This is a genomic window from Candidatus Pelagibacter sp., assembly GCF_052049855.1.
Taxonomy (GTDB): domain Bacteria; phylum Pseudomonadota; class Alphaproteobacteria; order Pelagibacterales; family Pelagibacteraceae; genus Pelagibacter.
Map to the genome: position 1 here is coordinate 448411 of NZ_JBNGZE010000002.1, position 22304 is coordinate 470714.

Annotated in this window: 25 protein-coding genes; 5 read left to right on the forward strand and 20 right to left on the reverse strand. The window is 31.3% G+C overall.

Going from position 1 to position 22304, the window contains the following annotated elements; genetic code table 11:
• Positions 1-7: 7 nt before the first annotated feature.
• The 8 genes from ACTT9X_RS04595 to ACTT9X_RS04630 form a co-directional block, all read right to left on the reverse strand.
• On the reverse strand, positions 8-850 hold the full coding sequence (locus ACTT9X_RS04595; RefSeq protein ID WP_440934484.1) for a fumarylacetoacetate hydrolase family protein: 843 nt from the start codon (positions 848-850) through the stop codon (positions 8-10).
• Positions 851-871: 21 nt separating this feature from the next.
• Entirely contained in the window at positions 872-1615 is a 744-nt protein-coding gene (locus tag ACTT9X_RS04600; protein ID WP_440934485.1) for an SDR family oxidoreductase, read from the reverse strand.
• Positions 1612-2481 (reverse strand): NAD(P)-dependent oxidoreductase, encoded by an 870-nt coding sequence (locus ACTT9X_RS04605; RefSeq protein WP_440934486.1) that lies wholly within the window; start codon positions 2479-2481, stop codon positions 1612-1614. Before ACTT9X_RS04605 ends, ACTT9X_RS04600 begins: the two co-directional genes overlap by 4 nt.
• Positions 2478-3800, reverse strand: coding sequence for a TRAP transporter large permease (locus ACTT9X_RS04610; RefSeq protein WP_440927941.1), 1323 nt, complete (start codon positions 3798-3800; stop codon positions 2478-2480). The genes ACTT9X_RS04605 and ACTT9X_RS04610 overlap by 4 nt, the downstream gene beginning before the upstream one ends.
• Position 3801: 1 nt before the next feature.
• Positions 3802-4386: a TRAP transporter small permease subunit gene (locus ACTT9X_RS04615; RefSeq protein WP_440934487.1), complete on the reverse strand. Its 585-nt coding sequence runs from the start codon at positions 4384-4386 to the stop codon at positions 3802-3804.
• Positions 4387-4450: 64 nt separating this feature from the next.
• Positions 4451-5467 carry a TRAP transporter substrate-binding protein DctP gene (dctP, locus tag ACTT9X_RS04620; protein WP_440934488.1) on the reverse strand — a complete coding sequence of 339 codons (1017 nt, stop codon included), beginning with the start codon at positions 5465-5467 and terminating at the stop codon, positions 4451-4453.
• 125 nt (positions 5468-5592) lie between these two features.
• Complete coding sequence (locus ACTT9X_RS04625) at positions 5593-6561, reverse strand: 2-hydroxyacid dehydrogenase (RefSeq protein WP_440934489.1); 969 nt, start codon at positions 6559-6561, stop codon at positions 5593-5595.
• Positions 6561-8345, reverse strand: a complete 1785-nt coding sequence (locus ACTT9X_RS04630) for an IlvD/Edd family dehydratase (RefSeq protein ID WP_440934490.1) — start codon at positions 8343-8345, stop codon at positions 6561-6563. Before ACTT9X_RS04630 ends, ACTT9X_RS04625 begins: the two co-directional genes overlap by 1 nt.
• A gap of 45 nt (positions 8346-8390) precedes the next feature.
• Between ACTT9X_RS04630 and ACTT9X_RS04635 the strand changes: the two genes are divergently transcribed.
• The 3 genes from ACTT9X_RS04635 to ACTT9X_RS04645 are packed head-to-tail and all read left to right on the forward strand — an operon-like array spanning position 8391 to position 11647.
• Entirely contained in the window at positions 8391-9896 is a 1506-nt protein-coding gene (locus ACTT9X_RS04635) for a UxaA family hydrolase (RefSeq protein WP_440934491.1), read from the forward strand.
• Between the two features lie 12 nt (positions 9897-9908).
• On the forward strand, positions 9909-10775 hold the full coding sequence (locus ACTT9X_RS04640) for a DMT family transporter (protein WP_440934492.1): 867 nt from the start codon (positions 9909-9911) through the stop codon (positions 10773-10775).
• 14 nt (positions 10776-10789) lie between these two features.
• Positions 10790-11647, forward strand: coding sequence for an NAD(P)-dependent oxidoreductase (locus tag ACTT9X_RS04645; RefSeq protein WP_440934493.1), 858 nt, complete (start codon positions 10790-10792; stop codon positions 11645-11647).
• A 291-nt stretch (positions 11648-11938) separates the two neighbouring features.
• Here ACTT9X_RS04645 and ACTT9X_RS04650 read toward each other — a convergent pair whose 3' ends face one another.
• Positions 11939-12343 (reverse strand): cytochrome c, encoded by a 405-nt coding sequence (locus ACTT9X_RS04650; RefSeq protein WP_440934494.1) that lies wholly within the window; start codon positions 12341-12343, stop codon positions 11939-11941.
• Positions 12344-12400: 57 nt separating this feature from the next.
• Between ACTT9X_RS04650 and ACTT9X_RS04655 the strand changes: the two genes are divergently transcribed.
• Positions 12401-12928, forward strand: a complete 528-nt coding sequence (locus tag ACTT9X_RS04655; RefSeq protein WP_440934495.1) for a cytochrome b — start codon at positions 12401-12403, stop codon at positions 12926-12928.
• A 1-nt stretch (position 12929) separates the two neighbouring features.
• Here ACTT9X_RS04655 and ACTT9X_RS04660 read toward each other — a convergent pair whose 3' ends face one another.
• Positions 12930-13373 carry a DUF4396 domain-containing protein gene (locus tag ACTT9X_RS04660; RefSeq protein WP_440934496.1) on the reverse strand — a complete coding sequence of 148 codons (444 nt, stop codon included), beginning with the start codon at positions 13371-13373 and terminating at the stop codon, positions 12930-12932.
• Positions 13374-13395: 22 nt separating this feature from the next.
• Between ACTT9X_RS04660 and ACTT9X_RS04665 the strand changes: the two genes are divergently transcribed.
• A complete protein-coding gene (locus tag ACTT9X_RS04665) occupies positions 13396-14079 on the forward strand; it encodes an MBL fold metallo-hydrolase (RefSeq protein WP_440934497.1) in 684 nt (227 codons plus the stop codon).
• Here ACTT9X_RS04665 and ACTT9X_RS04670 read toward each other — a convergent pair.
• From ACTT9X_RS04670 to folE, 10 genes are all read right to left on the reverse strand, one after another.
• On the reverse strand, positions 14072-14389 hold the full coding sequence (locus ACTT9X_RS04670; protein WP_440932633.1) for an AzlD domain-containing protein: 318 nt from the start codon (positions 14387-14389) through the stop codon (positions 14072-14074). The genes ACTT9X_RS04665 and ACTT9X_RS04670 overlap by 8 nt on opposite strands.
• Complete coding sequence (locus tag ACTT9X_RS04675; RefSeq protein ID WP_440934498.1) at positions 14386-15072, reverse strand: AzlC family ABC transporter permease; 687 nt, start codon at positions 15070-15072, stop codon at positions 14386-14388. The genes ACTT9X_RS04670 and ACTT9X_RS04675 overlap by 4 nt, the downstream gene beginning before the upstream one ends.
• Before the next feature lie 12 nt (positions 15073-15084).
• Positions 15085-16146: an ABC transporter ATP-binding protein gene (locus ACTT9X_RS04680; protein ID WP_440934499.1), complete on the reverse strand. Its 1062-nt coding sequence runs from the start codon at positions 16144-16146 to the stop codon at positions 15085-15087.
• A complete protein-coding gene (locus tag ACTT9X_RS04685; RefSeq protein ID WP_440934500.1) occupies positions 16136-17761 on the reverse strand; it encodes an ABC transporter permease in 1626 nt (541 codons plus the stop codon). Before ACTT9X_RS04685 ends, ACTT9X_RS04680 begins: the two co-directional genes overlap by 11 nt.
• Before the next feature lie 40 nt (positions 17762-17801).
• Complete coding sequence (locus ACTT9X_RS04690) at positions 17802-18344, reverse strand: peroxiredoxin (protein WP_440934644.1); 543 nt, start codon at positions 18342-18344, stop codon at positions 17802-17804.
• Positions 18345-18435: 91 nt separating this feature from the next.
• Positions 18436-18621, reverse strand: coding sequence for a hypothetical protein (locus ACTT9X_RS04695; RefSeq protein ID WP_440934501.1), 186 nt, complete (start codon positions 18619-18621; stop codon positions 18436-18438).
• Positions 18622-18627: 6 nt separating this feature from the next.
• Entirely contained in the window at positions 18628-19656 is a 1029-nt protein-coding gene (locus ACTT9X_RS04700) for an extracellular solute-binding protein (protein ID WP_440934502.1), read from the reverse strand.
• A gap of 124 nt (positions 19657-19780) precedes the next feature.
• Entirely contained in the window at positions 19781-20668 is an 888-nt protein-coding gene (locus ACTT9X_RS04705; protein ID WP_440934503.1) for a LysR family transcriptional regulator, read from the reverse strand.
• Complete coding sequence (locus tag ACTT9X_RS04710; RefSeq protein ID WP_440934504.1) at positions 20668-21669, reverse strand: MDR family oxidoreductase; 1002 nt, start codon at positions 21667-21669, stop codon at positions 20668-20670. The genes ACTT9X_RS04705 and ACTT9X_RS04710 overlap by 1 nt, the downstream gene beginning before the upstream one ends.
• Before the next feature lies 1 nt (position 21670).
• On the reverse strand, positions 21671-22291 hold the full coding sequence (gene folE / locus ACTT9X_RS04715) for a GTP cyclohydrolase I FolE (protein WP_440934505.1): 621 nt from the start codon (positions 22289-22291) through the stop codon (positions 21671-21673).
• Between the last annotated feature and the right edge of the window lie 13 nt (positions 22292-22304).

Genomic DNA, 22304 nt, shown 5'->3' on the forward strand with positions numbered 1-22304 from the left:
AACAAAATTATAAAGCAACTACTTTCGAGTTTTGCTCTCCTAAGTTTTCAACTGATAATTTCATCACATCACCAGCTTTTAAGAACTGCTGTGGCTTCATTCCCATGCCTACTCCTGGAGGTGTCCCGGTTGTAATAATATCTCCTGGTAAAAGAGTCATATACTTACTCAAATAAGATACTATCACATCAACATTAAATATCATTGTGCTTGTATTACCTGTTTGCATTCTTTTTCCATTTACATCTAAGCTCATTTTTAAATTATTAACGTCTAATATTTCATCTTTTGTAACTAAATGTGGACCAACAGGGCCGTAAGTATCATGAGATTTTCCTTTAACCCATTGTCCCATTTTTTCAAGTTGCCACTCACGTTCACTTACATCATTTACTAAACAATAACCTAAAATATGATCTTTTGATTGATTTTCTGAAATATGTTTGGCTTCTTTACCAATTACAATGCCAAGCTCTACTTCCCAGTCTAATTTTTTTGATCCTGAAACTATTTCAACATCATCGTTGGGTCCAACTATACAGCTAGTTGCCTTCATAAAAACTATTGGTTCTTTTGGTATATCAGCACCAACTTCAGCAGCATGATCTGAATAATTGAGGCCTATAGCTATAAACTTACGTGGGCTTGTTATACAAGAACCTATTCTTTCATTTGAAGATATTTCAGGTAAATTCGATAAATCAGCATTTTGTAACTTTGCAAAAGTCTCAAAGTTTAAAAAATCAGGATTTAAATCTTTAATATGAGAACTTATATCCCTAATTTTACCATCCTTATCCATGACAGCTGGCTTTTCAGTTCCTTTTTGTCCTACTCTTAATAATTTCATATTTATCCTTTTGTTGTTTAATTATATTGAAATTCCACCATCAACTGAAATTGTTGTTCCTGTTGTAAATGTTGCATCATCGCTTGCCAAATATACAGCTACTGCGGCTATTTCTTCAGCAGTCCCTAATCTTCCCATAGGTTGTCTAGCAATGAAATCTTTTTTTGCCTGAACTGGATCTGGGCTTTGATTAACTCTATCTTGCCAAGATGGTGAAAAAACTGTTCCTGGTGCAATTGAATTACATCTTATATTTTGTTTAACAAAATCTGCTGCTATTGATTTTGTTAAACCAATAACTGCGCCTTTTGTTGCTCCATAAACAAACCTGTTTGGAAAACCTTTTAAACTTGATGCACATGATGATACATTAATAATGCTTCCACCATTTTGTTTAACCATTAAAGGTAGGATAGCTTTACACATAAAATACATAGACTTTACATTCACAGTTGAGGAAAAATCCCAATCTTTTTCCTCACACTCTAAAATTGTACCATGATGAACAAAACCCACTGCATTAAACAAAACATCAACTTTATCTAAAGTTTTAGTGAATTCTAAAATTGCAGTGTTATCAGTTGAGTCAAGTTTTTGAACTTTTATCTCAGGATATTCTTTATTTAAATCAGCCAAAGTTTTATCATTTAAATCCGTTGCAGTGACATTGGCCCCCTCTTTATGGAATGCAATTGCTGTCGCCTTTCCAATACCTTGACCCGCTGCTGTTACTAGAATTTTTTTACCTTCTAATCTTCCGCTCATTTTTTATTTATCCTTTCGATTTCATTATAAAGTGAACTATGATCAGTGTTTCCATGACCATTATCGACAAGAGTTTTATACATTTCTTTCACTAAATTTGAAATAGGTAAATGCGTATTATAGGAGTTTGCGCACTCTAAAATGTTGTTCATATCTTTTAAATGAGTTGATGTTTTACCTTTTGGACTAAAATCTTTATCTATCATTCTTTTTCCGTGGGTTTGTAAAATTTTACTATCCGCCCAACCTCCAGAAAGAGCTTTAATTAGTTTTATTGGATCAGCACCAGCTTTTTCACACAAGGTTATGGCCTCAGCAACTGCACCTATTGTAACCCCCACTACAATTTGATTTGCTAACTTTGAGACTTGTCCACTTCCTATAGGTCCAACTAATGTTGGGTTTCCCATGGCTTTTAAAATATTTAGAGAATTATCAAAAACACCTTGTTCACCTCCAACCATAATTGCTAAAGACGCTTCCTCTGCGCCAATAGTTCCTCCAGAAACTGGTGCATCTAAATAATTCACATTTTTTAACTTTAAAGTATGTCCATATTTTGTTGCAGTGGTTGGTTTGACAGAGCTCATATCAATAACTGTTGATCCAGATTTTAAATTTTCTGAAAGATCTGAATTATTCATAATTTCATCAACAGCACTATCATCTGTTAACATTGTAATTACATAATCTTTATCTTTAACAACTTCGCTTAATGTTTTTGATATTTCTGCACCAAACTCTTTTAAAGGTTCAGCTTTATTTATTGTTCGGTTGAAAGCACTTAATTTCAATCCTGACTTTAATATATTTTTTGCCATTGGAAGGCCCATAAGACCTGTTCCAACAAAACCAATATTTATCATGGCTTAGGTTTAAACTCGTGGAAATTTTGTGTCATTGCCTCTGGAAAGAACATAACACATGCTAATACTATTAACTGAATTACTATAAATGGAGCAAAACCTCTGAAAATATCTGTTAATGAAATATGTGGAGGTGCAACTGATTTCAAATAGAAAGCTGCAGGACCAAATGGCGGACTTAAAAAAGAAACTTGCATATTCACACAGAACAAAATTCCAAACCAAATAGGATCCATACCTAGTGCTATAACAATTGGTAAAAATACTGGCATTGCTAATAAAACAATTCCAACCCAATCCATAAATGCTCCCATAATTAGAAACATTATTTGCATCATGAAAATTAAATACATTGGTTTTAAATCATAAGCTAAAATAGTCTCTGCAACATAAGTCGGTCCACCGGCAAGTGAATAAGCACCTGCAAGTACTGTAGCACCAAAAGTAATTGTTAAAATTGTCCCCGAAGCTTTAAATGTTCTAACCAATGCATCTTTAAATAAAAACCATGTTAGCTCTCTTCTAGCAAAAATTATTATTAAAGTAGCAACAACACCCATTCCAGCCGCTTCTGTAATACCGGTCATACCAGAGTAAATTGAACCTAAAACAATTATTACAATACCAATTGGTGGCAAAAGACCTGGAAGGTAAGACATTTTTTCTTTAAAAGTTAAGGCTGGCTCATCACTTAGTGGTGCAAGATGAGGTTGCAATCTTGTTCTGATAAGAATGTAAGTAATAATTAATCCTGAAATCATTAAACCTGGAACAATTGCCTCTTGGAATAACATCGTAATTGAAGTTTCGGTTGTTAATCCATAAATAATTAAAACAATTGATGGGGGTATCATTGTTCCTAGGGAACCTGATGCACAAATAATACCTATCGACATATCCTGATCGTATTTCAATCTCAACATCTGAGGGAGCGCAATCAATCCTAATAAAACTATTTCTCCTCCAATAATTCCACTCATTGCAGCCATAATTGTTGCCATGATTGCAGTCACTACACCTACTCCACCTCTGGTTTTTCTTAACCAAGCATTTAAAGCATCATATAAATCTCTCGCAATGTTCGAGCGTTCAAGCAGGGATGCCATAAATATAAATAAAGGAACAGATAAAAAAGAATATGTAACAACAAGAGAATAATATCTTGAGAGTAAAATTCCCAATGCATGCTCACCAATATATAAAAATACAAGTACTGCACCCATAAAACCAGATGCAAATCCCATTGGAACACCAATGGATATAAGAGCTAATAATCCAACAATAAGTATGATCGAGAGTGTACCTATCTCAAATTCCATCTTATTTTAAATCTTTAGCTGGTTGGTATTGTTTTTCTTTAGGATTTTTCCAATCAATAATTAAATTATTTACAGATTGAAGTGCAATAAGAAATAAGCATATCAGTGTAAGAGGTTTCATAGTAGCTGGAATCGGTGGATCCCAATATGTTGCAAATCTTTCCCAATTTATGAATGATCTATGAGCATCTTCAAAACCGCCATAAATTACAGCAGCAGCAAAAACCACAATTATAGTAGTGCTAATTAAATCAAAAATTCTCTGAACTGGTCTGCTGACATAGTCATACAATAAAACTATTCTAATATGACTTCTTAGTCTTGTAGCATATATTCCACCTACTAAATAACAAACACCAGCTAACCACAAACATAACTCGTTAGCCCATAGGGTTGGTTTAAGTAAAACATATCTCATAAAAATTTCATACATCATCACAATTACAATTATAGGAATTAAGTATTTAATTGTGTGACTTAAAAATAAGGAAATTCGGTCTATCCAATTTATTGGAAAATCATCTTTACTTGCAACTTTTTCACTTTGCTCTTGAAGTTGTTTATCTTGTAAATCTTTATCTCGCATAAGTAAAAAATTTTTTGTTAGAAGGGCCTTTTCAGGCCCTTCAAGATTTTTTAAATACTATTAATTATAGGATACCGTTAGCTTTCATGTAAGCTTTATGTATCTCTATAAGTGCAGCAGCCTCAGGTGATTTAGTCTTCCATTCTTCCCAAGCACCAAGTGCAGCTTGTCTAAATTTAGCTCTATCTTCTTTAGACCAGTCATGAAGAGTAACTCCCATTTCATTTAAAGCTTTAACTGCTTCTGCATTTTTTCTCTCAACCAAACTAGTGATAGTTCTACCACAAATTTCGATTGCAGCTAACATAGCACCTTTTTCGTGAGGCTTTAACTTGTTCCATACTTTTGTGTTACAAGCTAAATGGTCAGCTGGCATAGAGTGGAAACCTGGGTAAGTAGCATATTTATTTTGCTCATAGTGTCCACCTGCATAGTTAGTCGCTAAAGATGAGTAATCCGCACCATCGATTAGACCAGTTTGTAAAGCAGTAGGAACTTCACCAAAGTCCATAACAATTGGCTTAGCACCTAAAGCTGTGAAGATCATACTTTCCATTCCTGGAGGCGATCTGAATTTGAAGTCTTTCAATGAAGCAACATCTGGAATTGGTCTGCTAGAAATTAAAGACTCATGTCCTGGTATCCACCAACCAATCAAAGTCATTCCATATTTGTTATAAAGTGCATCAACAGCTTCTTGAGCTCCTGGGAAATTTAGGAATTCATATTGTTGATAAGGGTTATCGTACCCACCCATTACATCTCCTGCAAATTGAAATGCTGCATTTTTACCAGTTTGGTATCCTGCACCAGTCATATCACAGTCTATAATTCCAGTTTGTGCTGAGTTAAATACCTCAGCTGATTTACCAGTTACTGACGATGAATAAAACATTTGCACTTTTAAGCTTCCGCCAGAAAACTTTTCAACGTTTTTAGCGAATTGAGCGGCAACCTCACCATTTGGTGAACTAGCAGTAAAGTGTGTTTCAATCTTTAAAGTCTTTGCATGAGCAGAGACAAATAAAGCAACTGAAACAATAGCTACTGCAGCTATAGTTTTTGATATAAGTTTAAACATTATCTTCCTCTCGTTTGTGTTTTTTTTGAAATTTAATCATAAATGTTTTTTGAGATCAACGAATTCGTTTAATGTTTATATATAGAAATTATATATATTATCTAAACTAACAACTCTCAGTTGTTTTAAACTACTTCAGAAATTAGGGGTTTTTTATTAAAAAAACAATAAATGTTATCTACTGCCATCATGCTCATTGCCAATCGAGTCTCATGAGTCGCACTTCCAATATGTGGTAAAACAAAACAGTTATCTAATTTTAAATATCTTTTATCTAAATTAGGTTCATTATTAAATACATCTAAACCAGCTGCATAGATTTTTTTATTCTCGAGAGCATCAATTAAATCATCATCATTAATAGTTGATCCTCTTGAGGTATTTATAACAACAGCATGCTTAGGTAATAAATTTATAGTTGAAGCATTTAATATGTGTTTGGTCTCAGATGTTGCTGGCGTATGAATACTAACAAAGTCACACTCGGGTAGCATGGACTTGATATCAGAAAAATACTTTGCCCCATCCTCTTGATAATCAGAGAGTTTATTTCTGTTATGATAAACTATCTTCATTCCAAATGCTTTAGCACTTTTTGCAGCCATTCTTCCGATACGCCCCATACCAATGATACCTAAAGTTTTACCTGTAACAGAGTTCCCAATCATAAATTTTGTAAGATCAGGTTTTTGATTTTTCCAATTATCTGTTTTCACTAGACTGTATGCTTCGCCAATTCTTCTTGAAGCTGCCAGAATTAATAGAATAGTCGTTTCTGCTACTGCTTCATTTAAAACATTAGGCGTATTAGTAACTTTAATTTTTTTTTCTTTTGCAGATTTTATTGAAATATTATCATAACCAACACCAACTTGAGCAATAATTTTTAATTTACCATTTAAATTATTAAAAAAATTTTCAGTAATTTTATCAAAACCAGTCGAAATCATTCCATCATAATCATTTACAATTTTTATTAAGTCGCTTTCTGGAATAGGTTCGTCTTTTGGATTTAAAGTTACTTCAAACTCTTTTTGAATTTTCTCTTCTGCTAAATCTGATATTTTTCTGGAAACTAATATTTTTGGCCTCATTAATGGGAATTTCTTGGTAAACCTTTGGTATGTGATACATCTAAGTATTTACCTCGAGAATTAATGCATGCACCATCATCCAATTGACCAACAGTATTTCTAAATATTTCCTGCCAAGGAGTTTGGTTTTTTGGCTTAAATACTTTTTTGTTTTTTCTTCGTTTTTTAAATTCAGCTTGAGAAATCAATAAATCAACTCTTCTCTTATTTAAGTCTATTTTTATTTTATCGTAAGTTTTAACAATGCCTAAATCTCCACCTACTGCTGACTCTGGTGAAACATGAAGTATTGATGGGCTCTCGGATGTTCCACTCTGTCTTCCATCTCCCAAAGTTGGTAAATGTCTTATTCCTTTTTTTAATAATCTGTCAGGTGGTTGCATATTAACCACTTCTGCTGATCCAGGATATCCAACCGGTCCGCAACCTCTGATAATTAATATTGAGTTTTCATTTATTTTTAATTTTTTATCATTAAGTCTTTTATGATAATCCTCAGGTCCTTCAAAGACTATAGCTTTACATTCAAAAACATTAGGGCGTTTAGGATTTGATAAGTATTGATCTTTAAAATCCTTACTAATTACAGACGTTTTCATTATAGCGGACGAGAAAAAATTACTTTTCATAACTAAAAAACCAGCTTTTTCAGTTAACGCATTTTTAAAAGTTTTAATTACTTTATTGTCTATATCAACTTTCTTTCTTAAATTTTCACCTACAGTTTTACCAGTGACAGTCTTTATGTTTGTATGAATTTTTTTATTTTTAATTAATTCCTTCATCACTGCAGGTATTGCCCCAGCTCTGTGAAAACTTTCCATTAAGTATTCTCCTGCAGGTTGGCAATTTACCAACAACGGTATTTTGTGCCCAAGTTTTTGCCAATCAGAAAGATCAAATTTAATTCCCATATGTTTTGCGATAGCACTTAAATGGGCTGTACAATTACTAGATCCGCCTATAGCACTTGCTACTACTACTGCGTTTTCAAAAGCTTTACGTGTCATAATTTTTGATGGGGTTAAATCTTCATAAACCATTCCAACAATTCTTTTTCCTGTTTCGTAAGAAATTTGTTCTCTTTCTCTATAAGGAGCGGGAATAACCGCACCTCCTGGCAAAGACATTCCTAATGCTTCTGCTACTGAGTTCATTGAAGAAGCTGTTCCCATTGTATTACAATGGCCAGCACTTGGTGAGGATGATGAAACCATATCCATAAATTCCTCATATTTAATCTCTCCTTTAGCTAACATTTTTCTAGCTTCCCAAACTACCATTCCTGATCCAGCTAATTTTCCCTTATAAACTCCATCTAACATAGGGCCACCAGATAAAACTATTGCAGGAATATTTACAGTCGCAGCTGCCATCAAAGCTGCTGGAGTGGTCTTATCACATCCTGTTGTTAATATAACTCCATCAAGTGGATATCCATATAAAACTTCTACTAATGACAAATATGAAAGATTTCTATCCAACATTGCAGTAGGCCTTTTTCCTGTTTCTTGAATTGGATGAGTTGGAAACTCCATAGGTATACCTCCTGCTCTTCTGACTCCATCTTTTATTCTCTTACTCAGTGACATAAAATGCCTATTACATGGTGAAAGGTCACTACCAGATTGAGCTATTCCTATTATTGGGTTTCCAGATTGCAATTCTTTTCTCGTAAGACCATAATTTAAATATCTTTCTAGATACAAAGCCGTCATATCTGGGTTTTTTGGGTTATTAAACCACTGCTGACTTCTGAAACTTTTTTTTCTTTTTTTAGGCATAATTGTTTAATGGTCTCTTTAGATTTATAGTTATATAATAATTTTATGAATAATCTAATAGTTTTAAATAAGAATGACAATGTGGGTGTTAGTCAATTTATTATTCCTGAAAAAACAAAAATTGAAGGTCATGAGATTAGTACTATCGATCCAATACCTTTTGGACATAAAGTTTGTTTAAAAACAATTAAAAAAGGTGATCCAATCATTAAATATGATCAAATTATTGGTTTTGCTTTAGATGATATTAAACCTGGACAACATGTCCACTCGCATAATTTAGAATTTAGAGAGTTTAAAAGAGAATTTAAAGTAACAGACAAAAAACACACTGTAGATGAAAAAGCAGATACCTTCTTTAATGGAATTTTAAGAGATAATGGACAGGTCGCTACTAGAAATTATATTGGAATAGTAAGCACAGTAAACTGCTCAGCAACTGTCACTAAAATGATTGTTGAAAGGATTAAATATTCTGAAATTTTAAAAGATTACCCAAATATTGATGGCATAGTGCCAATTACTCACTCAACTGGATGTGGAATGAATACAGAAAGTGAGGGAATGCAAATTTTCCAAAGAACTATAGATGGCTTTAAAAATCATCCAAACTTTTCTCATGTTTTTGTAATTGGTTTAGGTTGTGAATGTGCTCAAGTCAGTTTGTTTGATGAATCTTTAAAAAAACATAACCGAATTCATTTTCTAACAATTCAGGATGAAGGCGGAACTAAAAAAATAGTTGATAAAGTATTATCTCAAATTAAAAATCTACTTTCAGAAGCAAACAGTATTGAGAGAACTTCACAACCAGTAAGTCATTTAACTTTAGCTCTTCAGTGTGGTGGCTCAGATGGATATTCTGGAATAACTGCAAATCCTGCATTAGGTGTTGCAGCAGATCTCTTGGTTAAGAAAGGTGGAAGTTCAATTTTATCTGAAACTCCAGAGATTTATGGAGCTGAACATTTATTAATTAATAGAGCTAGCTCACAAAAGACTGCCGATAAACTAATTAAAAGAATTGAATGGTGGAAACATTATACTTCAATCAATAATAGTTCTATGGATAACAACCCAGCCCCTGGAAATAAAAAGGGTGGCCTCACAACAATTTTAGAAAAATCCTTAGGTGCTGTTGCAAAAGGAGGCAATTCTATTCTTCAAGATGTACTGCACTATGCAGAACCCTTAAAAAACAAAGGATTTAATTTTATGGACTCTCCTGGTTACGATCCTGTATCTGTTACAGGTCAAGTAGCATCAGGTGCTAATGTAATTTGTTTTACAACAGGACGTGGATCTTGTTTTGGTTGCAAACCAGTTCCAAGTTTAAAACTTTCAACAAACTCAGCAATGTTTGAAAAAATGTCTGAAGATATGGATATTAATTGTGGAACAATTGCTGAAGGTAAAGAAAAAGTTGAAGAAGTTGGTCAAAAAATATTTGAACTAATTGTTAATACTGCTTCAGGAAATAAATCAAAAAGTGAAATCAACGGCTACGGTGACGAGGAGTTCAATCCTTGGCAAGTAGGCGTAGTGATGTAATTTTAATTTCCAGTGCCACAGCAAACATCATTAATTAATGTAATTTTATTAGCTGCAGGTGGCTTTTTCATGTTTGTATGTATGGACTCCACAGCAAAGTACCTTGGTACAGTTATGCCAGTTACTCAAGCAATTTGGGGTAGATTTTTTTTTCACCTAGTTTCTTTAGTTATATTTTTTTTAATATTTAAACCTAAAGTAAATTTAAAAAAAAATTTTAAGGTTCAAATAATAAGATCAATATTGATGGTTACAGCAACGTCATTTATGTTTTATTCTTTACAAAAATTTGACTTAGTAGACATATATGTAGTTTTCTTTACAGCTCCCTTGATAGTTTCTTTGCTTTCAGCATATTTTTTAAAAGATATTTTAACACCTAAGGGTATACTTTTAATGTTACTTAGCTTTGGTTCAATTATTTACTCCTTAGGACCAAGTATGAAAATATTTAGCATTGATTTAATTTTTCCAATAGTTCCGCCAATTTGTTGGGCTCTTTATCAATTTTTTACTAAACTTGTATCAGGTGACAATGACCCATTTGCTGCGATATTCTATACCTCAATTTTAGGAGCAATTATATTTAGTATATTTATTTTTTTTAATTGGGTTCCATTAGAAAAAAATATTTTTTGGCTTTATTTATCATTACTTGGTGTGGCAGGTTTTGTTAGTCATTCTCTAATAATTTACGCAATTCAACTCTCTAATTTATCATTTGTGACAAACTTTCAATATTCACAACTCGTTTGGTCAACTATTATTAACTTCTTAATTTTTGGTGTACCCTTTGATTATAACAAAATTGTAGGTGTGGTAGGAATTATTGTTTTTGGTATAATGTTTATAAGAACTGAAGGGACAAAGAAAAGTTAATTATTGAAACAACTATGAAAAATATTGGATTTATTGGTGTTGGTTATATGGGTTATGGAATAGCCAAAAACATTTTGAAACATAAAAATAAACTTTTTGTTATTGCAAATAAAAACAGAAAACCAATTGAAAAAATTATCAGCGATGGTGCAGAAGAAGTAAAATCTTTTGAGGATTTTGCAGATAAAAATCTTGATGCTTTGTTTATGTGTGTAACAAATACCCCAATTGCAAAATCAATATCTGAAAAAATTTCAGCAATTTTAAACAACAAAACTATAATTATTGATATCACAACTCATAACAAAACTGGTTCTATCGAAACTGAAGCTATATTTAAGAAAAATAATATTAAGTATGTTGAATGTCCTGTAATGGGTGGTCCTGTTCAAGCCGAAGAAGGAGTTTTAGGAGGAATAGTAGGAGCATCAGATGAAAATTTTAAAATAGCTGAACCTTATTTTAAGTTTTTTTGTAAAGAATATTTTCATTTTGGCACCGTCGGAATGGGTGCAAAATCAAAACTTTTAAATAATTTTTTATCCCTTGGAAATGCTGCGTTAGTTAATCATTTAGCTAAAAGTGCTAAAGAAATGGGTTTGGATTTAAAAAAGATTTTTGATGTTGCTAAGCTTGGTTCGGGTAATTCTGCTGCTCTAAATAGAGTTTTTGATAATTTATTAAAAGGAGATTTTACTGGATTTAAATTTACCGCCAGTAATTCTGTAAAAGATTTAACTTATATTCAAGACTTATTAAAAGATTTTCCTGAAGCAGAAAAAGTTGCTGAAGTTAACAAAAATTATTTTCAAAAAGCTGTTGATAACGGTTTTGGTGAAAATTTTATTAGTGAATTAATTAATAAAAAATAATTTAAAGTAGATAAATTAGATACCGGGAATCTACTAAAGCACCAGGTTGTATTCAAGAATTTTATTTAACCAAAACTGAAATAAATTTATTGAATTTGTATTAAATATAATTACCTTTTTTTTAGAAGGAGGTTTATGTTAATACTTTCACCACCTGATACTTAGCTGAAGTCTTTTAAATACCAAAAAAGTTAATAACATTAAAATCCGTTTGGATTAAAATGCCAAAGAGGCTTAAAAAAGGGAGCTCTTTAGGTATTCGCTTAAAGAGCGAACCCTTGAAAACAAATTTTAATGGGGCATCCGGTACTTGCTATGACAAGCTTTGCAATTACTCCACATCAATTGTTTTAATGTACCTCTAATATCATCGCTGTCTTCAATAACAGATGCAAGTTTAACCATATCATCAGATGCTTTTTTCATTAGAGTATTAAAAGCATCTTTTTCCTCCCAAATGATTGGTAAGGCTTCTGTTTTAAAACCTTCCTTGGTGTTTTCAGGAAATAAATCAATCAGAACTTTATAATTCTCGCTCATTTCTAACATTAATTCTATTGATTTATCGAAATCTCCATTTGAAGCAAAAGCTTGAACTCTTTTAGCAGTACTATAATTCTTACTAAATAATGCTTTTCGCCCCTTTATAATATCTTCAACACTTTGTTCAGCATTACTAACTGAGACCAAAAGCACAGTAAAAATTGATAACAATAATATTTTAATAAATGAGGTTATGTGATTAAATAATTTATGCATGTTACAAATACCCTAACAGAGTATGGTATTATTTCAAAGCTGTTACATTGGCTAAGTGCGTTATTGCTTCTAATCCAAATCCCATTAGGTTTTTATTTAGTTGATTTGGATTTTGGTGAAGAAAGAATAACATTTGAAAATATTCATGTAACAATAGGTTTAACTATATTTTATTTAGTAATTTTAAGGTTATTAAATAATATACTTAATCCTAAGCCCAAACTTAATCCAAGTATTTTCGTTGGACAAAAATTTATAGCAAAATTAAACCATGTTCTTTTATATGTGGCAATTTTGTCAATCACGATTTCAGGAATTTTAAAAAAATTATTTAATGGAGAAACTTTAGTAATTTTTTTTAAAGAGATAAAAATTAAAGATAATTTTGAATTAGCAGATCAATTTTATAATATTCACATATATTCAAATTATACAATTATAGCTCTAATATCTCTTCATATTTTAGCAGTGATAGCTCACAGAATATTGTTTAAAGATAATTTATTGAAAAGAATGCTCTAAATTAATGACAAGCAACTCCATATTTTTTTAATCTCCAATAATTATAAGGCCAAGGAGTTAAAAAACCTACGATTAACATTATTGGAACAACCCACCAAGTCAATATAGCGCCACCAGTTAAAACATAATCTGTCAAATTCATCATAATTTCCATACTGATCATTGATATTAAACTCATTCCACAAGCAGTTTTAAACGCATTAATAAAATTGAAATTTTGTGTCATTAAAATAATTGTTTCTAAAATAATACTTGTAATCAAACCATTAATGATTGCTAAAATCATAATTCCTAAAACTGGAAAAGGAATTTCGGTTAATTGAAAAAATAAAATTGTACCAAAATCACCTATAGCACAACCTAATACACACCAAGCTGTATTATTTGCGCTTCTTTTCCAAGTATGTTTACAAGACCAATTAAATGTAGCAGTAGAGGTATTCACAATAATTTGATACTAATGAAAAATGATTTTTAAACAAGTATTTGATCAAAAATCGTCTACTTACACTTATTTAATTGCATCGGCAAAAGGTCGCGAAGCAGTAATTATTGATCCAGTTATTGAAAATGTTGATAGCTATATAACTTTACTAAATGAATTAGATCTTAAACTTGTAAAAGTAATTGATACACATATTCATGCAGATCACATAACAGGTGCTTCAAAATTAAAAAAAGTTACAAATTGCTCTACAATCATGGGAGAACACACTCCTGCTGATGCAGTAGAAGTCAAAGTAAAAGATGAAGAAATAATTAAAATTGATCAAATTGAAATTAAAGCAATGTATACACCTGGTCATACTTCAGATAGTTATAGTTTTTTGATGGATAAATATTTGTTTTCAGGTGATACATTGTTAATTAATGGTACAGGTAGGACAGATTTTCAAAATGGTAGCTCAAAAGATGCTTATAATTCTTTATTTAATAAACTACTTAAATTACCTGATGATACTTTGCTTTATCCAGGACATGATTATAACGGGAAACTCGTTAGTACTATTGGAAATGAAAAAAAATCAAATCCAAGACTTCAAGTTAATAACGCTGATGAATATGCTGAGATAATGTCAAATCTTAATTTATCTAAACCTAAGTTAATGGATATCAATATTAGAAGTAATATTAAGTTAGGTGCTAGCTAAAAATAACAAAAATTAAAAACCAATAAGAAACTAATCCTGCTAAAATAGTTGCAATAATATTTTTTGAAAAATAACCCACAATAACTGCTACTAATGCTCCAAAAATTTTTGGATCGTTCATTTCTATAAAAGTTCCAAAATCATTTATAAATATTCCAGGAAATATTATGGCTGGGAATACTGCAGATGGAACATATTCTAATACAGCTTTGACTTTATCTCCCAACATATCTCTACTGATTAATGCAACCATAGTCATTCTAGTGAAGTAAGTTAATATACCAGCAAAGATGATTGATACTAAAGTCACTTTTTTAACCTCAATAATAACCAAGCTACAAATAAAGCAATAACTGGTGAAATAATTATATAAGATTTAAATGGGGCTTCAAAGAATAACAATGAGCTTAAACCACAAGTGATCATTACAATTACATGATCAATTTTTTTTAAATCTTGAACAACAATAGCAATAAATGTAAGAGGGATTGCAAATTTTAATCCAAGTTCTTCAGGAACAAATGATCCCAAAATAATTCCTGAAAGTGTAGCGATTTGCCAACAAACCCACATCGTACACCCAGTTCCTATTAAATGATAATGCAAATATTCTTCGGATCTATTTTTTTTAAAAAATTTATTTGACTCTGCAAAGCCCTGGTCAACTATTACATATGATATTAATAATTTTTTAATTAAAGATAATTTATCCAAATATTCAGATAAAACTGCTCCATATAATAAATGACGAGAATTAATAATACCAACAGAAGTGACAGCAACCAAACTCGACGCACCTCCAGATAAAAGCTGCAAAAAAACTATTTGCGAAGCACCTCCAAATATAATGAAGGACATTGCATAGACTAAATAAGGATTAAAACCTAGTTCAACTCCGATAGCTCCACAAATAATTCCAAATGGAATTACTGACAACATATGCGGAGAAATATCCAGCATACCTCTGGTAAATAATTGTTTTTTTGAAAGCATTCGCTTGTTTTATTAAAAACAAACTATGTGATCAATATGAATCGGTCTTTTAATTCCAAACTTTTCGTCAGCTTCATGCTGATGCTCATGATGAGAATGAACAAATACTGGTATCAATAAATCACTACTAGTTTTTAAGGTGTAAATAAAGTTGGTACCTCTAAATTTTCTGTCAACAACCTCTAATTTTAGATTGCTTTTATCATCATGCTCAAGATCCTCTGGCTGTAATAATAATTGTACGTTCGATCCTTTTGGATAATGCTTAATAAAATTCCCATTAATCGTTCCAAGATCATCATTTTCTAATGAATTTTCTCCTGTTACTTTTGCTGGAATTAGAATTCCACGATTTAAAAAATTAACCACTTCAACTGAATTTGGAAAATGATAAACATTGTAAGGGTCGTCAAACTGTTTAATTTGACTGTCTAATATAATTGCACATTTATTACCTAAATAAAAAGCTTCATAGGAGTCATGGGTTACAATTATTGTTGTAATTTTTAATTTACTTAAAATTTTTTTTAATCTTACTTGAATTTCTTCTTTAAAACTTTGATCAACATTTGATAATGGCTCATCTAATAACAAAAGATCAGGTTGTGTTAATAAAGATCTCGCAAGAGAAGCTCTTTGTGCCTCTCCAGCACTTATTTCATGAGGATATTTTACAAGTATTTTTGAAATATCAAGTAAATCAACAATTTCCTTAAAAGTGAGTTTTTTTTTCTTTTTTGTTTTATTCCTCTCGGTGCCTAACAGTATATTCTTTTCCACAGTGTAATGTGGAAACAAGCTGTTATCCTGAAAAGCTAAAGATACATTTCTATCTTCAGGTTCAACATGTATATCTTTAGATGATATTAATTTTCCGTTTAATTTAATTGAACCTTTTTCAATTTCCTCTAAACCAGCGATAGTTCTTAGTATCGTAGTTTTTCCAATTCCTGAGGGACCTAAAATACATAAAGTCTCTCCTTCATTTTCTATAACAAATGAAGCATTTTTAACCTTAGGTTTTCCACCAATTATAAAATCAACATTTTTAATCTCTAAAAAATTATTTTTCATTTTCTCTTAGAATATATTTAGCTGTAAATATAATAAATATAGTTGCAATTAAAATTAAAAATAACGACGGAACTGCTGCAGCTTCTAATAAATCCTCAGATGCAGATATATAGGCAGTTGTTGCAAAAGTTTCAAAATTAAATGGCCTTAAAATTAAGGTTATTGGAAGCTCTCTTATAATTTCTAGAGAAATCAATATTGCCACAAATAAAAGGGAATTTCTCAGAAAAGGAACGTGAATATTGAGAAAAGTTTTTTGCTTAGAATAACCAAGCAAATATGAGCTTTCATCAACTGAAATATTTATTTTTTCGTAACCTGATTTTATTCCATTAAATGCTAATGAATAAAATCTGACAAAATAAACTAAAACCAGTCCAAGAACAGAACCAATAAAAATTTTTTTAATAGATAAAAACCCTAAGGTCTTTACAATATTTTCATCAAACCAAGCAATAAATGTAATAAAAGCTACTGCCAAAATAACACCTGGAATGGCATAACCTGAAATTGATATTGTTGATAAAAAATTCAAAATTTTATTTCTAGAAACTCTATTTCCATAATTTGAAATTAGAGAAAATAAAATTAATACGAGACTAGATAAAAGAACTAAATAAATTGTATTTAAAGTAAGTGAAAATACATCAATATCAAAAAGATTTTCTGGAAACTTTATTGTCCAATATAACATTTGACTTAAAGGAAATAAAAAACTTAAAAGAAAAATGATAAAACAAAACAAAAATGCAAAAAAAGATTTTTTTCCAGTTAAATTAATTTTTTCTTTTTGTTTAAATCCACCCTTTGAATTAAAATGGTATTTAGCTTTTTTTCTAGAATAATTTTCAATTACAAAGCATGCAAATATAAATATAAGCAAGAAAAATGATAACCTATTTGAAAAAGCTAAATCGTCAAATGTAATCCAAGAATTATAAATACCAGTGGTTAGTGTATTAATTGAAAAAAAATCAACTGCACCAAATTCTGCTAAAGTCTCCATTGCCACAAGAGACAATCCAGCGACAATTGCAGGTCTAGCAGCTGGTAGTATTAATGAGTATAAAGATTTAAATTTCGAAAAACCCAAACTTCTTCCTAGATCAATTAGGTTTTGAGATTGATACAAAAATGATGCTCTAGAAAGTATGTATACATAAGCATATAATGAAAATGAGAGTGAAAGAACTGCTCCAAGAAGACCGTCAAATTTTGGAATATATTTATTATATTCTCCCTCCCCAAATAAATTAGTTAAAATTGTAAAAGCTGTACCGTAATTTTCAAAAAAAGCTGTCAGAGAATATGCATAAATATAGGGGGGGACGGCAAAAGAAAGTATAAGAGCCCATTTAAAGAAATCACTTAAAGGAAATTTATAAAATGAGACTAAATATGCGCAAGTAGTTCCTATTATGAAAGTTAAGGCCAAAACACAAACTAATAGAAAGAAGGAGTTAAAAATATATTCAAATAAAAAAGTATCTTTTAATATTTGATAATAATTTGAAGTTTCCTCAAAAAAACTAAAAAAAACTGTAACTATTGGAATTAATACACCTATAGAAATCAATAGAGACGAGAGAAACCATATGTTAAAATTTTTTACCATTAAGGGTTTTATAGTATAAAAAAATTTTTTTAATATAATTTTACTTTGATGCAGAAAGATATTTTAGGGTGTTTTCTGGTGTTGTTTCTATATATGGATCATCATCAGAGCCTGAATTATTAATTCCAGGCTCTTGCCACCATTTTTCAACAATACCGTCATTAATAATTGCCATATATCGCCAACTTCTCTGACCAAATCCATCGTGATCTTTGGAAATTAGCATTCCCATATATTTTGTAAAAAGTCCTGACCCATCTGGAATTACTTTCACGTTAGAAATATTCATCTTTTTAGCCCATGCGTTCATAACGTAAGAGTCATTCACCGAACAACAATAAATTTCATCAATACCTAATTTTTTTAATTCATTAGCATTTTGTTCAAACCCAGGTAATTGTTGAGAGGAACATGTTGGTGTAAAAGCCCCGGGTAAACTAAATAAAATTACTCTTTTATTTTTAAAAAAATCATCAGTAGACTTGTTTGTCCACTTACCTCCAATTGCGCATGCTATTTCATTATCAGAAGTATCACCTTCTCTTATTCTAAAAGTTACTTGGGGTATTTTAAATCCTTCAATCATACTTTTTTGATGCCCACGACAATTTCTAGGAAAGGGTAAAAATCCTAGAGGAGAGTGACGCGGGCACTATCTAAAAAGAAATATATCATTATTTAAAAGGAGTGAGGATGTCTAGGGCCTCGTCTTTTTCAATCTCTGATAATTTTCTATTATTTATTTTACTTTTAATTTTTTCACACTCTGACGAGCAAGGTTCACATGTTATCTGACCCTCAAGTGAACCGCTCGATTCAGAAGAACTATTTAAATTAAAGTTAAATAAATTCTTTTTCACTTTATGTTACTTCCAACCAGCAGCTGTCATTACTTCTAATGCAGCAGCTTGATTTTTTCCATAACTAGAAACCTTAGTTACTAGATCTTGTTTAAAGTCTAGTCCTAAATTGTTTACAACTAATGGACTTGGTGAAACACCACCAATCATTGGAAACTCAAACGTATTATTTGTAAAGTGTTCCTGAGACTCTGGTGATAATAAAAAGTCAACAAGTGCAATTGCATTTGCCTTATTAGGAGCACCTTTAACTAAAGCGGCACAACTAATATTCATATGTGTTCCTCTGTCATTTTGATTAGGGAAAAATGCTTTAACTTTTTTTGCAGCTTCTTGTTGCTCAGCTCCTTTATTACCAGATAACATAAGTGCTAAGTAATAAGTGTTAGCTACAGCAATATCAGCTTCTCCAGCTGCAACAGCCATAATTTGAGCTCTATCATTACCTTTTGGAGTTCTTGCCATGTTAGCAACTACACCTTTTGCCCATTCAGCAGTAGCTTTTTTTCCATTATTTTCTATTAATGAAGCTACGAGAGATTTGTTATAAATGTTGCTTGATTTTCTTATTACTAATCTACCTTTCCATTTTGGATCAGCTAAACCTTCGTAAGTTAAACCAGATAATTCAGCACCACTTACTCTTTCAGGTGAGTAATAAATTATTCTTGCTCTTTTTGCTACTCCAACCCATTTGTTAGTTCTAAAGTTTTTTGGAACTGATGCTTTAATTGTTGCAGATGATAAACCTCCTTGAAGCAAACCTTTTTTTTCCATTGCTCCACATCTTCCAGCATCTGCTGTGATATAAAGATCAGCTGAAGAATCTGCTCCCTCTTCGGCTATTCTTTTTTCTAAGGCTCCTGATTTACCATTAATTAAATTTACTTTAATTCCTGTAGCTGCTGTAAATTTTCCATACATTTCAGCGTCAGCCTTATAATGTCTCGCATTAAATACATTAACCTCATTTGCAACAGCATAGGATGTTACAAATAAAGATGTAATTAATGCTAAAATTGATAATTTTCTCATTAAACTCCTTAGTTTATTACGTTATTATTGAGAATGAGAACTATTCACAATGCGAATGATTATCAATCGCAATAATGTCGCAGAACCTAATTTGTAAACAATTTAAAGGGTTTTTGGGAATTTACTATTTCCAGTCGCCTATTTTACTAAATAGAAAATTTCTAAAAGCTTGAACTCTAGCTGTATTTTTGAGTGATTGAGGGTAGACGAAGTGTGCCTCGGTTATTGGTCCCTCTACTTTAGGTAGGACTTTTATTATATTTGCAGAATTTGATACCAAATATTCTGGTAGTGCAGCTAATCCTACGCCAGACTCAACACCATATAGTAATCCACTTACACTATTTACTTTCATAATTGATTTTCTTTTCTTTCCATCATGCATTCCAATTTTTAAAGCCCAATCAGGATTATAGACTGGTGAAGGTGCTCCTTTTCCAAATGAAATAAATTTGTGTTTATTTAAATCATTGACTGTTTTAGGCATACCGTTTTTTTCCAAGTATCTACTTGAGCCATAAATATAATATTTAATATCTACCAACTTTTTTTGAATATAATTAAGTTGTTTTGGTCTTCTCATGAAAATTCCAATATCTGCTTGCCGAGTACTTAAATCTAACTCTTTATCATCGAAAACTAGTTCAATCTCAATTTCTGGATTAAGCCTCATGAATTCTTGAATTCTCGGTGTTAACCAGTGAGTACCAAAACTTCTCACAGTTGTAATAGTTAATTTTCCTGAGGGTTTACTTTTTTGATCACCTAGTGATGTCTCAACTTCTTTAAGTTTTGTAATTACCTCATGAGCAGTTTTAAAAACATATTCTCCATTTTCAGTTAAAGTTAATCCTCTTGCATGTCTTTCAAACAACTGCACTTTTAAATCTTGTTCTAAAGATTGAATTTGTCTGCTGATTGCAGATTGGCTTAGGTTTAAATTAATAGTAGCATTTGTAAAGCTACCAGCTTCTGCTACAGCGTGAAAAATTTTTAATTTGTCCCAATCCATTATTTATTTAAATCAACTAATACTCTACCAGAAATTTCACCTTTTAAAATTTTAGGATAAGTCTCAATCAATTCCTCCAAGCTTACTGTTAAAACTGATTTTTCTAATAAATCAAAATCAATTAAATTTTTTGCTTCTCCCCAAATGAAACCTCTTCTTTTTATACTACAATTAGCAGAGTCCATGCCCCAAACTTTAATACCTCTCAACATAAACGGTAATAAATTTGTATTAAGTTCATTACTGTTTGCATTTCCACAAACTGATATTATCCCATTTGATTTTGTTTGAGCAATTGCATTTGCTAAAATTTTTCCACCAACTGTGTCTACCACTCCGTCCCATAGACCTTTATCTATTGGTCGTGGATCTTTGTCAAATTCAGCCCTATTTATAATGTTTTTTGCACCTAATGATGTTAAATAATCTGATTTTGAATCTTTTCCAGTTACAGCAGAAACGTTGTATCCCATTTTAGTTAAAGCCATAATTGCTACACTGCCAACTCCTCCTGTTGCACCTGTTACTAAAACATCATTTACTTTTTCCCCCAATAAAATACTTTCCCTTGCTTGAATTGCAAAAGCACTCATTAATGATGTAAAACCTGCTGTACCTAAAATCATGGCTTCTTTAGTTGTTAAGCTATCAGGTTTTTTTACTAAAAAATCTGCATTTACTTTTGCAATTTGTGAATATCCTCCAAAAAATATTTCTCCAACTCTAAATCCAGTTAAAATTACCTCATCTCCTTCTTTGAATTTTGAATTTTCGCTTTCAATTACTTTTCCTGAAAAATCTATTCCTGGAATATGTGGAAATTCTTTAACTAATCGTCCACCATTTTTTAAAATCATTCCATCTTTAAAATTAAGGTCAGAATAATCGACTTTTACAGTTACGTCTCCATGCTTTAAAAAACTTTTATCAATTGATTTAACTTCTCGTGAGAAGTTTTCACCCTCTTGATTTAGAATCAGTGCTTTGAATTGGTCAGACACACTAGTCTTTTAACTCAGTGCTGATAAATCGTAAATATCTATTTTGATAACTCAGATCTTCTTTGAATTGACCTAAGTAAAAATTAGTTACAGTTGTTGCTTGTTCTTTTTTTATACCCCTCATAGTCATACACTGATGAGTTGAATCTATTGTTACAGCTACGCCTTTTGCATCTAACGCTTCCATTAAGCTGTTTGCTATCTGAACTGTTAATCTCTCTTGTGTTTGTAATCTTTTTGAAAATATTTCAACTACTCTCGCAATTTTACTCAATCCTACAACTCTCTCATTTGGTATATATGCAACATGTGCTTTACCTATAATTGGAGCCATATGATGTTCACAATGACTTTGTACTGAAATATTTTTTTGAACCACCATATCGCTATAACCTTCCACATCACCAAAAGTTTTATCTAATACTTTTTTTGCGTCCTCATTGTAACCTTGAAAATATTCTTTAAATGCTTTTACAACTCTTTTAGGTGTTTCCAACAGTCCCTCTCTTTTGGGATCTTCTCCCATCCAAGATAAAATTGTTCTGATAGCTTCCTCAGCTTCTTTATCTGAAACCTTTTTTGTTTCTAAATTGTTGTTGTCTGTGTCTTTTACTAATTTCATAGCGCCTTTTTAT